The sequence below is a fragment of the Streptomyces actinomycinicus genome (assembly GCF_016741775.1).
Lineage (GTDB): Bacteria > Actinomycetota > Actinomycetes > Streptomycetales > Streptomycetaceae > Streptomyces > Streptomyces actinomycinicus.
On record NZ_JAERRK010000024.1, the window covers coordinates 110,354 to 122,797 of the forward strand.

The window sequence follows — 12,444 nt, forward strand, 5'->3', positions numbered from 1 at the left end:
TCCGCCCACGCAAGCGCTTCCTTCAGTACGCCCAAAGAACCGGAACAAACAGGGACTTACGTGATGAACCTCCGATCGGGCCGGTCACCGGCTGCGGCACCCGCGCCGCTGCGCGCGCCCCTGCCGACGAGCGCCGAGGAGCCCGTCCTCGACGTGGCGGTGCCGGTGTTCAACGAACAGAAGGACCTGGAGCCGAACGTCCGCCGGCTGCACGCGCACCTGCGGGACACCTTCCCCTACGCGTTCCGGATCACCATCGCGGACAACGCGAGCACCGACCGCACCCCGGCCATCGCTGCCAGGCTGGCCCGTGAACTCCCCGAGGTGACCTCGCTGCGGCTGCCCGAGAAGGGCCGCGGCCGGGCGCTGCAGGCCGCCTGGTCGGGTTCCCGGGCGCCCGTCCTGGCCTATCTCGACGTGGATCTGTCCACCGGGCTGACCGCCCTGCTGCCGCTGGTCGCCCCGCTGATCTCGGGCCACTCCGACGTGGCCATCGGCACCCGGCTCGCGCCCGGCGCGCGGGTGGTGCGCGGGACCAAGCGCGAGGTCATATCCCGCGCTTACAACGTCCTGCTGCGCTGCACGCTCGCCGTCGGTTTCTCGGACGCCCAGTGCGGTTTCAAGGCGGTCCGGCGGGAGACCGCAGAACGGCTGCTGCCGCTCGTGCGGGACGGGGAGTGGTTCTTCGACACCGAGCTGCTGGTGCTCGCCGAGCGGTCGGGGCTGCGGATCCACGAGGTTCCGGTGGACTGGGTCGACGACCCCGACAGCAGCGTCGACATCGTCGCCACCGCGCTGGCGGACCTGCGCGGGATCGCACGGATGCGCCGCGCCCTGGCGCGCCGCCGGCCGAGGCCGGTGACCGGATGACCGCGACCCTGCCCGACATACGCACGCCGGTCTCCCGGTCCGGTTCCCGCGGCCGGCTGCGGGCCGCCGCCCGCCACCACGGGCCGGTCCTCGCCATGTTCGGCGCGCTGAAGCTGGCCGGCTTCTGCTCCTTCATGTATCTGCTGTCCTCCACCGGGTCCTACCGCACCAGGCACCCCCGGTTCGGCGGCGGGGCGCACGCCTGGGACGTGCTGGCCACCTGGGACGGCTGGTGGTACCAGCAGATCGCCCTGCACGGCTACGACCCGAAGCTGGTCCCCGTCCCGGGTGCCACCGGACTGATCACGCTGGAGGGGAACTCGGCGGCGTTCTTCCCGCTGTACCCGGCCCTGATGCGGATCACCTCGGCGGTCACCGGCCTCGGCCCGTACGGCGCCGGGATGCTGGTCTCGGTCGTCGCCTCCTTCGCCGCCGCCCTCGGCGTCTACGCGGTCGCGGACCGGTTCGGGGGGCGGCGGGCCGGGCTCGCGGCGGCCGGTCTGTGGGCGGTGTGGCCGGGCTCCGGGGTGGAGTGGGCGGTCTACTCCGACTCCCTGTACGTGGCCCTGGCCGCGTGGGCCTGCCACGCCGTTCTCACCCGCCGCTGGCTGACCGCCGGCGTGCTCACCTTCGCGGCCGGCCTCAACCGGCCCACGGCAGGTGCGCTGATCGCCGCGCTCGGCGTGGCCGCGCTGCTGTCCCTGCGCTGCCGGGAGGACGGCGTCCTGCGCCCGCTGCTCGCCATGGCCGTGGCCCCGCTCGGGCTGTTCGGCTATCTGCTGTGGGTCGGCGACCGCATGGGCGACCTGGGCGGCTACTTCAGGCTCCAGTCGGGTGCCTGGGCGCACACCTTCGACTACGGCGAGCAGACCCTCGACGTGCTGACCTCCGTACCCGTGGGCAAGTTCGACTACCTCTTCGCCTACCCCTTCGCGGACTTCATCTCGGTCGGTGTCATCCTGCTCGCCTGCGGACTCCTGCCGCTGCTGCTGCGGCTGCGCCCGCCGGCGGTGCTGGTCGTGTACACCGTCCTCACCCTCGCCCTGGTCCTCGGCAGCCAGCAGATCGTCGCCAACATCTCCCGCTATCTGCTGCCCTGCTTCCCGCTGTTCCTGCCGCTCGCGGTCGGGATGCGCCGGCTGAGCCTGCCCGTGCAGTGCACGCTGCTGGGCATCGCGGCGCTGGCCTCCGGCTCGTACGCCGGGTACGCGCTGTTCGAGCTGGGGGTGCCGTAGGGCTACGCCAGGCTGTCCCGCCACGCCTTGTGGAGGTCCGCGAACCGGCCCGTGCCCGCGATGAGTTCGCCGGGGCGGCCGTCCTCGACGATCCGGCCGTGTTCCATCACCAGCACCCGGTCCGCGATCTCCACGGTGGAGAGCCGGTGCGCGATCACTACGGCGGTACGGCCCCGCAGCACCGTCGCCATGGCCTGCTGCACGGCCCGCTCCCCCGGGATGTCCAGGGAACTGGTCGCCTCGTCCAGGATCAGCACCGCCGGATCGGCGAGCAGCGCCCGGGCGAAGGCGACCAGCTGGCGCTGGCCGGCGGAGATGCGACCGCCGCGCTTGCGGACGTCGGTGTCGTAGCCGTCGGGCAGGGCGCTGATGAACTCGTGCGCGCCGATCGCCTTCGCGGCCTGCTCGATCTCCTCGCGGGTGGCGTCGGGCCGGCCGATCGCGATGTTGTCGGCGACCGTGCCGGAGAACAGGAACGCCTCCTGCGTCACCATGACCACCCCGCGCCGCAGTTCGGGCATCGCCAGCTCGCGCAGATCGACGCCGTCCAGCAGGACACGTCCGGCGGAGGGGTCGTAGAAGCGGGCGAGCAGCTTGGCCAGGGTCGACTTGCCCGCGCCGGTGGAGCCGACGACCGCGACCGTCTGCCCGGCCGGCAGGGTCAGGTCGAAGCGGGGCAGCACCTCGCCGCCGGTACGGTAACCGAACCGCACCCCGTCGAAGACGACCTCACGGCCCGGGATGTCGCCCTTCGGCGCCGGGATGCCGCGGGGCCGGACCGGCTCCGGCACGGACGGGGTCTGCGCCAGCAGGCCGGCGATCTTCTCCAGGGAGGCGGCGGCCGACTGGTAGGAGTTCAGGAACATGCCGAGCCGGTCGATCGGGTCGTACAGCCGGCGCAGATACAGCACCGCCGCGGCCAGCACGCCCAGCTCCAGTGAGCCGGACGCCACCCGGTGGGCGCCCCACAGCACGATCCCGGCGACCGCCGTGTTGGCGATCAGCCGGGAGCCGGTCACGTAGCGGGCCATCTCCAACAGGGCGTCCCCGTTGGTGCGCTCGTGCCGCTGGTTCAGCTCGGCGAACTCGCGGTCGTTCGCGGCCTCCCGGCGGAAGGCCCGCACCGGCCGGATGCCGTTCATGGTCTCCACGAACTTCACGATCACCGCCGCGATCGCCGTGGACCGCGCCCGGTAGACCCGCCCCGCGCGCCGCTGGTAGATCCGCACGAGCAGGTACAGCGGGACGAAGGAGGCCACCGCGAGCGCGCCCAGGCCGAGGTCCAGCCAGAGCAGCAGTGCCGCGATGTAGACGAAGGACAGCACGACGGTCACCAGTTCCTGGAGGCCGTCGTTGAGGAGTTCGCGCAGCGACTCGACGTCCGTGGTGGACCGGGAGATCAGCCGGCCCGAGGTGTACCGCTCGTGGAAGTCGACGCTCAGCGCCTGCGCGTGCCGGAAGATGCGGCCCCGCAGATCCAGCAGCACGTCCTGGCTGACCCGCGCGCAGGCCTCGATGAACGCGAACTGGAGCACGCCCGAGGCCAGGGCGCACAGCAGATAGGCGACTCCCACCGCGATCAGCGGGCCGTGCCGGTCGTCCCGGAACGCCGGGACGGCGGTGTCGATGGCGTACGCCACCAGCAGCGGGCCCACCTGCACCGCCGCCTGCTGGAGGAGCAGCAGGAGCGTGGTGAGCGCGGCGCGGCCCTTCGTGGGGGCGAGCAGCGAGCGCAGCAGGGCGGAGGTGGCGCCGGGCGGGGTGGGCAGCACGTCCTGGTCGAAGGGGTCGCCGCCGTCCGGGCGGTTCCCGCCGCCGCTGTCCGTGGTGGGGGCGGGGGCGGTCGTGGTCGTCATCGCTGCTCCTCCTGCTGTGCCCCGGACATCAGATGGGCGTACTCGGCGTTCGTGCGCAAGAGTTCGTGGTGCGTGCCCACGGCGGCGATGCGTCCGCCCGAGAGCAGGGCGACCCGGTCGGCGAGGAGCACCGTGGACGGCCGGTGGGCCACGATCAGTGCGGTGGTGTCGGCGAGGACCTGGCGCAGGGCGGCCTCCACGGCGGCCTCCGTGTGCACGTCCAGGGCGGACAGCGGGTCGTCCAGCACCAGGAACTCCGGCCGGCCGACCACGGCGCGGGCCAGGGCGAGGCGCTGGCGCTGGCCGCCGGAGAGGCTGAGGCCCTGTTCGCCGACCTGGGTGCCGGTGCCCTGGGGGAGCGCGTGCGCGAACTCCGCCTGGGCCACGGCGAGGGCACGGTCGAGATCCGGTTTCCCGGCGCCGTGCGGGGCTCCCATGAGGACGTTCTCCCCGACGCTCGCGGAGAACAGCGTGGGTTCCTCGAAGGCCATGGCGACCTTCGCCCGGAGTTCCTCGCGGGGCATCGCCGTGATGTCGACGCCGTCGAGGGTGATACGGCCGGAGGTGACCTCGTGCAGGCGGGGGACGAGCGCGGTGAGCGTGGTCTTGCCGCTGCCGGTGGCGCCGACCAGGGCCATGGACTCGCCGGGGCGGATGTGGAGGTCGATGCCTGTGAGGAGGGGCGGGGAGCCGGGGGGAGCGTCGGGATAACGGAACGCGACGTTCTCGAACCGGAGCCCGGTGCCCGTGGCGGTGCAGGTGCCCACGTCCGTGCCGGCGCCGGTGCGCGTGCCCGTGCCGCTGCCGCTGCCCGTGTCCGTGGCGGCGCCGGTGCCCGTGCCCATGTCCGTGGCGGCGCCGGTGCCCGTGCCCATGTCCGTGCCGGCGCCGCTGCCCGTGTCCGTGCCGGCGCCCGTGCCCGGTGCCTCGGCGTGCGGACCGGGGTCCTCCGGCTGCTCGTCCAGCACCTCGAAGTACCGTTCGGTCGCCGTGGCCGCCTCCTGGCTCATCGCCAGCAGGAAGCCGATCGAGTCCACCGGCCACCGCAGGGCGAGTGCCGTGCTCAGGAAGGCGACCAGGGTGCCGGCGGAGAGGTCGCCGTCGGCCACCCGGATCGCGCCCAGGACCAGCGCCGCGCCGATCGCCACCTCCGGGAGGGTGACGATGGTGCCCCAGAGGGTCGCCAGCAGCCGGGCCTTGCGCAGCTCCGTGCCGCGCAGCGTGCCCGACAGTTCGCGGAACGCCCGCGCCTGGCTGCGGTGGCGGCCGAAGCCCTTGATGACGCGGATGCCGAGCACGCTCTCCTCGACCACCGTCGTCAGGTCCCCGACCTGGTCCTGGGCGCGCCGCGCCACCTCCGCGTACCGCCGTTCGAAGACCACGCAGGTCCACATCAGGGGCAGGGCCGGGCCGAGGACGAGCAGGCCGAGCAGCCAGTCCTGGGCCAGCAGGATCACCACGCCGACGGCGATCGTCACGGCGTTGACGAGCAGGAACGTCAGCGGGAAGGCGAGGAACATGCGCACCAGCATCAGATCGGTCGTGCCCCGGGAGAGCAGCTGACCGGAGGCCCAGCGGTCGTGGAAGGACACGGGCAGACGCTGCAGCCGGCGGTAGAGGTCCGCGCGCATCTCCGCCTCGACGTGCGACAGCGGACGGGCGACCAGCCAGCGTCTTATCCCGAACAGCACCGCCTCGGCGATGCCGAGCAGCAGCAGGTACAGCGCGCCGAGCCAGACGCCCGCCGGGTCCCGGTCCGCGACCGGTCCGTCGACCATCCACTTCAGGACGAGCGGGATCACCAGCCCGCTGCAGGACGCGACGATCGCGACGAAGGCGGCGGTGAACAGCCGGGCGCGCACGGGACGGACGTACGGCCACAGGCGGAGGAGGGTGCGGACGGCGGAGCGGTCCTCGGTGGTTGCACGTGTCGTGGGCATCAACTTCGAGCGTACGGACCGGCACTGACATCGCCCACCGAGTTTGGACCGGGCGGGGCTCGGGCGTTGGTCCTACGACCCGTGACGCGAGGGATCGGTACGGCGCGCCGACTTGCGGAAAGTGAAACCGGGACGCAAGAAACGCGCCATCAATTCCGCTTGTATTTGGAGGCTTTTACAGCCGTCCAGGCGTGATTTCTGCACCCGCTCCGGCGGAACGGATGTTGTTGCGAACCTGGCGCAAAAGGAACGCCCGCTTCACTCCGCTTGTGAAGGCGGTGGCGTACCGGCCGAACGGCGTGAAATATTCGGGACGATCACGGGGGACCCCTTGGTCGGAAAAGACAAGCACCCGCATCTCAGAGGGGAATTCGCAGTGCCTTTCGTTTCGTCCCGTTCAGCCGTCGTCGCGGCCACCACGCTCTCCGCCCTGCTGCTGGGCACGGCCGGTGTGCACGCCGAAGAGCCTGCTCACAAGGTTTCGGACCCGGACATCTCGGTCGCCAAGGTGATGCGCCACCTTGACGCCCTGCAGAAGATCTCGGACGCCAACAACGGCAACCGGGCCCATGGCACGCCGGGCTATCAGGCGTCCCTCGACTACGTCAAGGGAAAGCTGGACGCCGCCGGATACAAGACGTCGATCCAGGAATTCGAGTTCGGCGGGAAGAAAAGCTGGAACCTGATTGCCGACTGGCCGCACGGCGGCCGTTCCGGAAAGGTGCTCATGGTCGGTGCGCACCTCGACTCGGTGGACACGGGCCCCGGAATCAACGACAACGGATCCAGCGTGGGAGCCATCCTGGAAACCGCACTCACGGTTTCCGCCAAGAAGGTCAGTCCCTCCCACCACCTCCGGTTCGCCTTCTGGGGAACCGAGGAGGAGACCTACATCGGCTCCACGCACTACGTGAACACCCTGCCGAAGTCCGAGCTGTCGAAGATCAGCGCCTACCTGAACTTCGACATGATCGGTTCGCCCAACCCGGGCTACTTCGTCTACGACCAGAGCCCGGAGATCGCCCGCCACTTCCAGGCCTTCTTCGACGCCAAGGGCATCCCCACCGAGCCCGCCACGGCGCTCAACGGCCGCAGCGACCACGAGCCGTTCCTGGCCAAGGGCGTCCAGGTGGGCGGCATCTTCACCGGCTCCGCCGAGGTCAAGACCCCGGAGCAGGCCGCGAAGTGGGGCGGCACCGCCGGTGAGGCCATGGACAAGTGCTACCACCTGGCCTGCGACACGCCCGCCAACATCAACCAGCACACCCTGGACGTCAACTCCGACGCCATCGCGGCGATGGTGTGGAAGCTGGGCGTCCGCAAGTAACCGGGCGGCCGGCGCCGGGTGAGGCGCTGGGCGGGGCACCGGTGGTCCGTACGGACGGCCGGTGCCCCGCCCTTCGGCGTCAGCGCGGGCGGCGGCTCCGGGGACGTGCCGCCAGCCGGGCCAGCTGGTCCCGGTCCACCTTGCCGGTGGGACCGACCGGGAGGGCCGGCAGGACGAGCACATGCTCCGGGAGCATGTAGCTGGGCAGGGCGCCGGCGAGATGCCGGCGGACGAGACCGCCGGTCACCTCCTGCTCCCCCGCCCCGCCCGCGACGGCCGCCACGATCTGCGGGCCGTCGTCGCCGCGCAGCGTGGTGACCGCGCAGTCCACGACCCCCGGCACCCGACGCAGTGCGGCCAGCACCTCGCCCAGCTCGATCCGGTAGCCGCGCACCTTCACCTGGTCGTCCCGGCGGCCCCGGAACTCCAGGTTGCCGTCGGGCCGCCACAGGGCCCGGTCGCCGGTGGCGTACATCCGCTCGCCCTCCAGGCCGCTGACCGTGTCGGCGGTGAACTTCGCGGCCGACAGCTCCGGATCGCCCACGTAACCGTCGGCCACCGCCACGCCCGCGATGTAGAGGTCGCCCTCCGCACCGATCGGCAGCGGCTTGCGGTCCTCGTCCAGGACGTAGTAGCGGGCGTTCTGGATCGGCTTGCCGTACGGCACGCTGGTCCACTCCGGATCGATCTCGCCGACGTCGAAGTGGTTGGACCAGATGGTCGCCTCCGTGGCACCGCCCAGCGCCACGACACGGGCCTTCGGGAAGCGGGCCCGGACCCGGTCGGGCAGGGCCAGCGGCACCCAGTCGCCGCTGAGGAACACCAGCCGCAGGCTGGGCACCCGGGCGTGGTCCTGCGGCTCCTCGGCGAAGGACATCACCATGCTCAGCGCGGCCGGGGCGGAGTCCCAGAAGGTCACCGGCTCCTGCAGCATGATCTCCAGCAGCCGCTCACCGTCGGAGAGTTCCACCGCGGGGACCACGCGCAGGCTGGCGCCGGCCGCCAGGACGCCCAGCAGGTCGTACACGGACAGGTCGAAGGTGAGCGCGGTGACCCACAGCAGACAGTCGTCCGGCCCCACCTCGTAGGTCTCGTTGACCCACTGGATGACGTTCACGGCACTGCGGTGGCGCACCGAGACGCCCTTGGGGACACCGGTGGAGCCCGAGGTGAAGATGACGTACGCGGTGTCGTCGGCACCCGGCCCGGCGGGCAGCGGCAGATCACCGGCGGCCTGCACATCGCTCCACGTGCTGATCACCGGCGCGTACGGCGTGTCCGCCTCCGCCGGTGCCAGGCGCAGGACGACGTCGTAGCGGTCCCGCAGGACGGACGGCCAGGCGTCCCCCTCGCGGCGGTCGATCTCCGCGCGCACGGGCAGGCCGAGCCGGCCGGCCAACTGCTCGAACCACGCGGCGGGCACCTGCAGATGGCCCTGTCCGCCGCCCTCGCCCGGCTCCGACAGGTCGGCGAGGACCACCGCCCCGCCCGGCGCCAGGGCACCCAGCGCGTCCCGGAGCACGGACCGCAGGTACTCGAAGCCCGGGAAGAACTGGGCGACGCTGGCCAGCACGACCACATCGGTGCCGGCCGGCTCCAGCACGCCGCCGAGCCCGTCGGCCGGGGCCTGCACGAACCGCCCGCCCTCGCCGTACTCCCGGGCCGCCCGCTCCAGCGCCACGGACGACACGTCGACGCCCGTGTAGCCGGCCACGCCGCCGCGCAGCGCGCAGGCGATGAGACCGGCGCCGCAGCCCACCTCGACGACCCGGGGCCGCTCGGCGGCCGACAGCACGAGGTCGCGCACGTGCGAGACGTACGTCCCGATCCCGGCGGCCGTGATGCCGTCGGCCGGGTTCTGGTTGAAGCCCGAGGCCCGGGCCTGGTCCTCGTCCTCGGCGACGGTGTCCCAGAGCAGGCCCACCGCCTCCGCGTCCAGCGGGTCCGGGGCCACGGCCGACAGGTCCGTGCAGATCAGCCGGAGGCCGGTGCCCGCGAGGTGCCCGGCCTCCTCCGCGCGACGCGCCAGGGCATGGCCGGTGACGATCCAGCCGATGCCCAGGTGGCCCACGGGGGTGGCGATCCGTGAGGCCGGCCAGCGCGCGTCCAGCGGCACGTAGGCGGCACCGGAGCGCAGCACGCCGACGACGGCCCGGACGCTGTCGTACGAGTTCTCGTGCAGGATGCCGACGAACGCGCCCCGGCCGACGCCCTGCGCGCTCAGGAAGCGGGCGAGCAGGCCCGAGTCGGCCCACAGCTGCCCGTAGGTCCTGACCTCGCCGTCGCCGAGGCGGACGGCCGGGGCGTCCGGGTTCTCCCGTACGCGCCGTTCGATCAGGTCGATCATGCTCACCTGGTCCTCGAACGGCCGTGCCGTGTCGTTCCACTCGGCCGGCGGCAGCTCCCACTGCTCTGCCATCTGCTCTGCCCTCCTCCGTGAGCCGCGAATGTGGTGGCGGAGCGTCAGATGACGCGGCCGTACTTGGGGTTGTCGCGGTGGATGGTCCGCTCGCGGATGCGCAGCTCGCCGTCCACGCGCACCATCCGGTCCTCGACGCTGGACGAGGAGAAGAAGTGCACCTCGTCCTTGGTGTTGGTCTGGGTCACCAGGGAGTAGTAGGTGACGCGCAGGACGTCGCCCTCGGCCGGCTCGATCAGGAAGTGGTCGAACCAGTGGCGGGTGACGAGGCCCTCGTACATCGGGAGCATGCTCTTCATCTTGGCGCGCATCGCCTCACGGCCCTCCACCTTCTCGCCGCGGTGGGGGTGGGCGACCGAGCCGTCCTCGGTGAAGGTGGCGGTGAACTGCTCGATGTCGAGGTCGTCCAGGACGCGCATCTGGCGGGCGTAGAAGTTCTTGACCTCGATGTAGAGGTCGGCGTTGACGGACATGCCTGCTCCTTGGTTCTTGCTCGGTAGGGAAACTCGGGAGGGAAAGGGGTGGCCGGTCAGCCGGCCGGGGCTTCCTCCAGGACGAGGAAGGCGTTGGTGCCGCCCACGCCGGCCGACATCAGGCCGGCCGTGCGGGGGCGGCCGTTCGCGGTCCAGGGACGGCCTTCGGGGAGGATCCCGAAGCGCGCGCCGCGCCCGGTGAACTCCTCGATGGGGTCCTCGGTGTTGGGGGTCGCGGGCAGGAAGCCGCGGTCCATCGCGAGGCAGGTCTTGATCAGGGCGGCCATGCCGGCCGCGGTGTCGCAGTGGCCGACGGAGGCCTTCACCGAGCCGACCGCGACCGGCTCGCCCTCGGTGCCGAGCGCCTCGATCAGGGCGGTGGCCTCGATCTGGTCGTTCAGCGGGATGCCGACCCCGTGCGTCTCGACGTAGTCGACGTCGGCCCCGGTCAGCCCGGCGGCCTCCAGGGCCCGGCGCACCGCGCGGACCTTGCCGTCGACGCCCGGGATGACGAACCCGGGCTTGGCGCGGCCGTCGTTGGTGACGGCGCTGCCCCGGATGACGGCGTAGACGGGGTCGCCGTCGCGGAGCGCGTCGTCGAGCCGGCGCAGCAGGACGGCGCCGGAGCCGTCCCCGGGGACCACGCCGTTGTGGCGGCGGTCGAAGGGGCGCACGATGCCCTCGGTGGAGTAGATGCTGCGCGGGGTCCGCAGATAGGACCCGTCGGCGTCCTCCTGGATGGCGACGGCACCGGCCAGGGCGTAGTCACAGGCGTGCAACCGCAGGCTCTGGCAGGCCAGATGCACGGCGACGGCCGAGGTGGCGCAGGCCGAGTCCAGCATCAGCGACTCGCCCCACAGGTCCTGGAGGTAGGAGAAGTAGGGTCCGGCGAACGTCGGGTCGACGTGCACCACGTCGTCGAAGGCGGCCCGCGGGACGTGCTTGGTGCGGGCGCAGCCGGCGTACACGGCGGTCCGGTCGGCGATCACCGACAGCTTCAGGCCGGCGTCCTCCGCCGCCTGCCACAGCGACTCCTGGAGGATGCCGTGCTGTGGGTCCAGGCCCTCGACGCCGACGAGCGCGCTGTCGTAGGTGTCCCGGTGCGGGGCCACTCCCCAGGAGTGGACGCGCAGCCGGTCCTCGCCGAGGTCCTCCACGACCGGCACCGGCTCGCGCTGGAAGCAGTCGCGGCCCGCGACGAGGTTGGCCCAGAACGCCTCGACGTCGGGCGCCTTGGCGAAGCGCCCGCCCACCCCGATGACGGCCACCGGGTCGGAGCGCTTGGAGAGTTCTGACATGCGACCCTGCCTCAGTCGAAGGTGAGCGCGACCTTGACGACCCCGTCCCCGCGGTGGTGCGCGAGGTCGAAGGCGTCGGCGATGTTCTTGATGTCGAAGGTGTGCGTGATGTGGTCGTCGACGCGGATCGAGCCGTCCCCGATGAGGTCCAGGGCGGTCCGGAAGGAGGCGAGTCCGGGCTCCAGCTGGGCGCCGCCCACCGCGTGGATCAAGTGGGCGTTGCGCACGAAGAGATGGGCGTACGGGAGGTGCATGTCGTAGTCCTCGGGCATGCCGAAGAAGCCGAGCCGGCCCTGCTGGCCGACCATGCGCACGGCGTGGGCGCGGGCGCCGTCCGTGCCGGCCGCCTCGATGACGAGGTCGGCGCCCTTGCCGCCGGTCGCCTCCATGACGACCTCCTCGGCGCTCTGCCCGGGCACCAGCGCGGTCGCGTCCGCGCCGAGCGAGCGCGCCACCTCGAGCCGGCCCGGCTCCAGGTCGACGGCCACGACCTTCTCGAAGCCGCGGTGCTTGAGCATCTGCAGGAACAGCAGGCCCGCCGAGCCGACGCCGACGACGGCGGCCGTACGGCCCTCCGGCACGGGCTCCGGCCAGAACCGCTTGAGCGCGAAGACGACCGTGCCGAGCTGCTGTGCCATCAGGTGGACGGAGGGCGTGCCGGTGTTCTTCACCGGCAGCAGGAAGCGGTCGGCGATGGTCTGGTAGCGCGCGAACGACGCCATGTAGGCGTGGTTCGGCACGGTCAGCACGAAGTCGCCCGGTGCGAACTTCGCCGACCGGCTCTCCACCACCTCGCCGATGCCCTCGTGGCCCGGGTAGCCGGCCGGGCAGGGGTAGGGGTGGTCACGCATGTCCCGGAAGAACGGGGACTCGGCGCGCACCCGGTGCACGTCGCTGCCGCAGATGGCGGCCAGCGCGTTGCGGACGAGGACCTCGTCCTCCTTCAGCTCCCGGAAGGCGACCTCCTCCACCTCCAGGCGCCCGGGTTCGACGAGAACGGCGGCTTCGCCTCGTACGTGCGGCATG

At 72.1% G+C, this 12,444-nt stretch carries 8 protein-coding genes and 1 pseudogene; 3 read left to right on the top strand and 6 right to left on the bottom strand.

The window, feature by feature from the left end; all coding sequences use genetic code 11:
* Positions 1-63: 63 nt before the first annotated feature.
* A pseudogene (locus tag JK359_RS32845) lies at positions 64-843 on the top strand (dolichyl-phosphate beta-glucosyltransferase); the annotation flags it as partial.
* A 23-nt stretch (positions 844-866) separates the two neighbouring features.
* Entirely contained in the window at positions 867-2,105 is a 1,239-nt protein-coding gene (locus JK359_RS32850) for a putative hexosyltransferase (protein ID WP_201843249.1), read from the top strand.
* Between the two features lie 2 nt (positions 2,106-2,107).
* Here the strand turns inward: JK359_RS32850 and JK359_RS32855 are convergent, their stop codons facing one another.
* Together JK359_RS32855 and JK359_RS32860 are read right to left on the bottom strand one after the other, a co-directional pair.
* Positions 2,108-3,961 carry an ABC transporter ATP-binding protein gene (locus tag JK359_RS32855; protein WP_201843250.1) on the bottom strand — a complete coding sequence of 618 codons (1,854 nt, stop codon included), beginning with the start codon at positions 3,959-3,961 and terminating at the stop codon, positions 2,108-2,110.
* On the bottom strand, positions 3,958-5,901 hold the full coding sequence (locus JK359_RS32860) for an ABC transporter ATP-binding protein (RefSeq protein WP_201843251.1): 1,944 nt from the start codon (positions 5,899-5,901) through the stop codon (positions 3,958-3,960). Before JK359_RS32860 ends, JK359_RS32855 begins: the two co-directional genes overlap by 4 nt.
* Positions 5,902-6,277: 376 nt before the next feature.
* On the opposite strand from JK359_RS32860, the gene JK359_RS32865 reads away from it, so the two are divergent.
* Positions 6,278-7,228: a M28 family metallopeptidase gene (locus tag JK359_RS32865; RefSeq protein WP_201843252.1), complete on the top strand. Its 951-nt coding sequence runs from the start codon at positions 6,278-6,280 to the stop codon at positions 7,226-7,228.
* A 79-nt stretch (positions 7,229-7,307) separates the two neighbouring features.
* On the opposite strand, the gene JK359_RS32870 is transcribed toward JK359_RS32865, so the two are convergent.
* Genes JK359_RS32870 through JK359_RS32885 form a run of 4 tightly spaced genes read right to left on the bottom strand, consistent with a single transcriptional unit; the run spans position 7,308 to position 12,443 of the window.
* Positions 7,308-9,647 carry an amino acid adenylation domain-containing protein gene (locus JK359_RS32870; RefSeq protein WP_201843253.1) on the bottom strand — a complete coding sequence of 780 codons (2,340 nt, stop codon included), beginning with the start codon at positions 9,645-9,647 and terminating at the stop codon, positions 7,308-7,310.
* A 44-nt stretch (positions 9,648-9,691) separates the two neighbouring features.
* On the bottom strand, positions 9,692-10,120 hold the full coding sequence (locus JK359_RS32875) for a nuclear transport factor 2 family protein (protein ID WP_201843254.1): 429 nt from the start codon (positions 10,118-10,120) through the stop codon (positions 9,692-9,694).
* A 56-nt stretch (positions 10,121-10,176) separates the two neighbouring features.
* Positions 10,177-11,418, bottom strand: coding sequence for a beta-ketoacyl [acyl carrier protein] synthase domain-containing protein (locus tag JK359_RS32880; protein WP_201843255.1), 1,242 nt, complete (start codon positions 11,416-11,418; stop codon positions 10,177-10,179).
* Positions 11,419-11,429: 11 nt separating this feature from the next.
* Positions 11,430-12,443: a zinc-binding dehydrogenase gene (locus JK359_RS32885; protein WP_201843256.1), complete on the bottom strand. Its 1,014-nt coding sequence runs from the start codon at positions 12,441-12,443 to the stop codon at positions 11,430-11,432.
* Position 12,444 lies beyond the last annotated feature (1 nt).

Coding starts and splice junctions, on each gene's coding strand:
- JK359_RS32885 (WP_201843256.1), bottom strand. CDS start 12,443: ATGCCGCACGTACGAGGCGAAGCCGCCGTTCTCGTCGAACCCGGGCGC.
- JK359_RS32870 (WP_201843253.1), bottom strand. CDS start 9,647: ATGGCAGAGCAGTGGGAGCTGCCGCCGGCCGAGTGGAACGACACGGCA.
- JK359_RS32880 (WP_201843255.1), bottom strand. CDS start 11,418: ATGTCAGAACTCTCCAAGCGCTCCGACCCGGTGGCCGTCATCGGGGTG.
- JK359_RS32860 (WP_201843251.1), bottom strand. CDS start 5,901: ATGCCCACGACACGTGCAACCACCGAGGACCGCTCCGCCGTCCGCACC.
- JK359_RS32855 (WP_201843250.1), bottom strand. CDS start 3,961: ATGACGACCACGACCGCCCCCGCCCCCACCACGGACAGCGGCGGCGGG.
- JK359_RS32850 (WP_201843249.1), top strand. CDS start 867: ATGACCGCGACCCTGCCCGACATACGCACGCCGGTCTCCCGGTCCGGT.
- JK359_RS32875 (WP_201843254.1), bottom strand. CDS start 10,120: ATGTCCGTCAACGCCGACCTCTACATCGAGGTCAAGAACTTCTACGCC.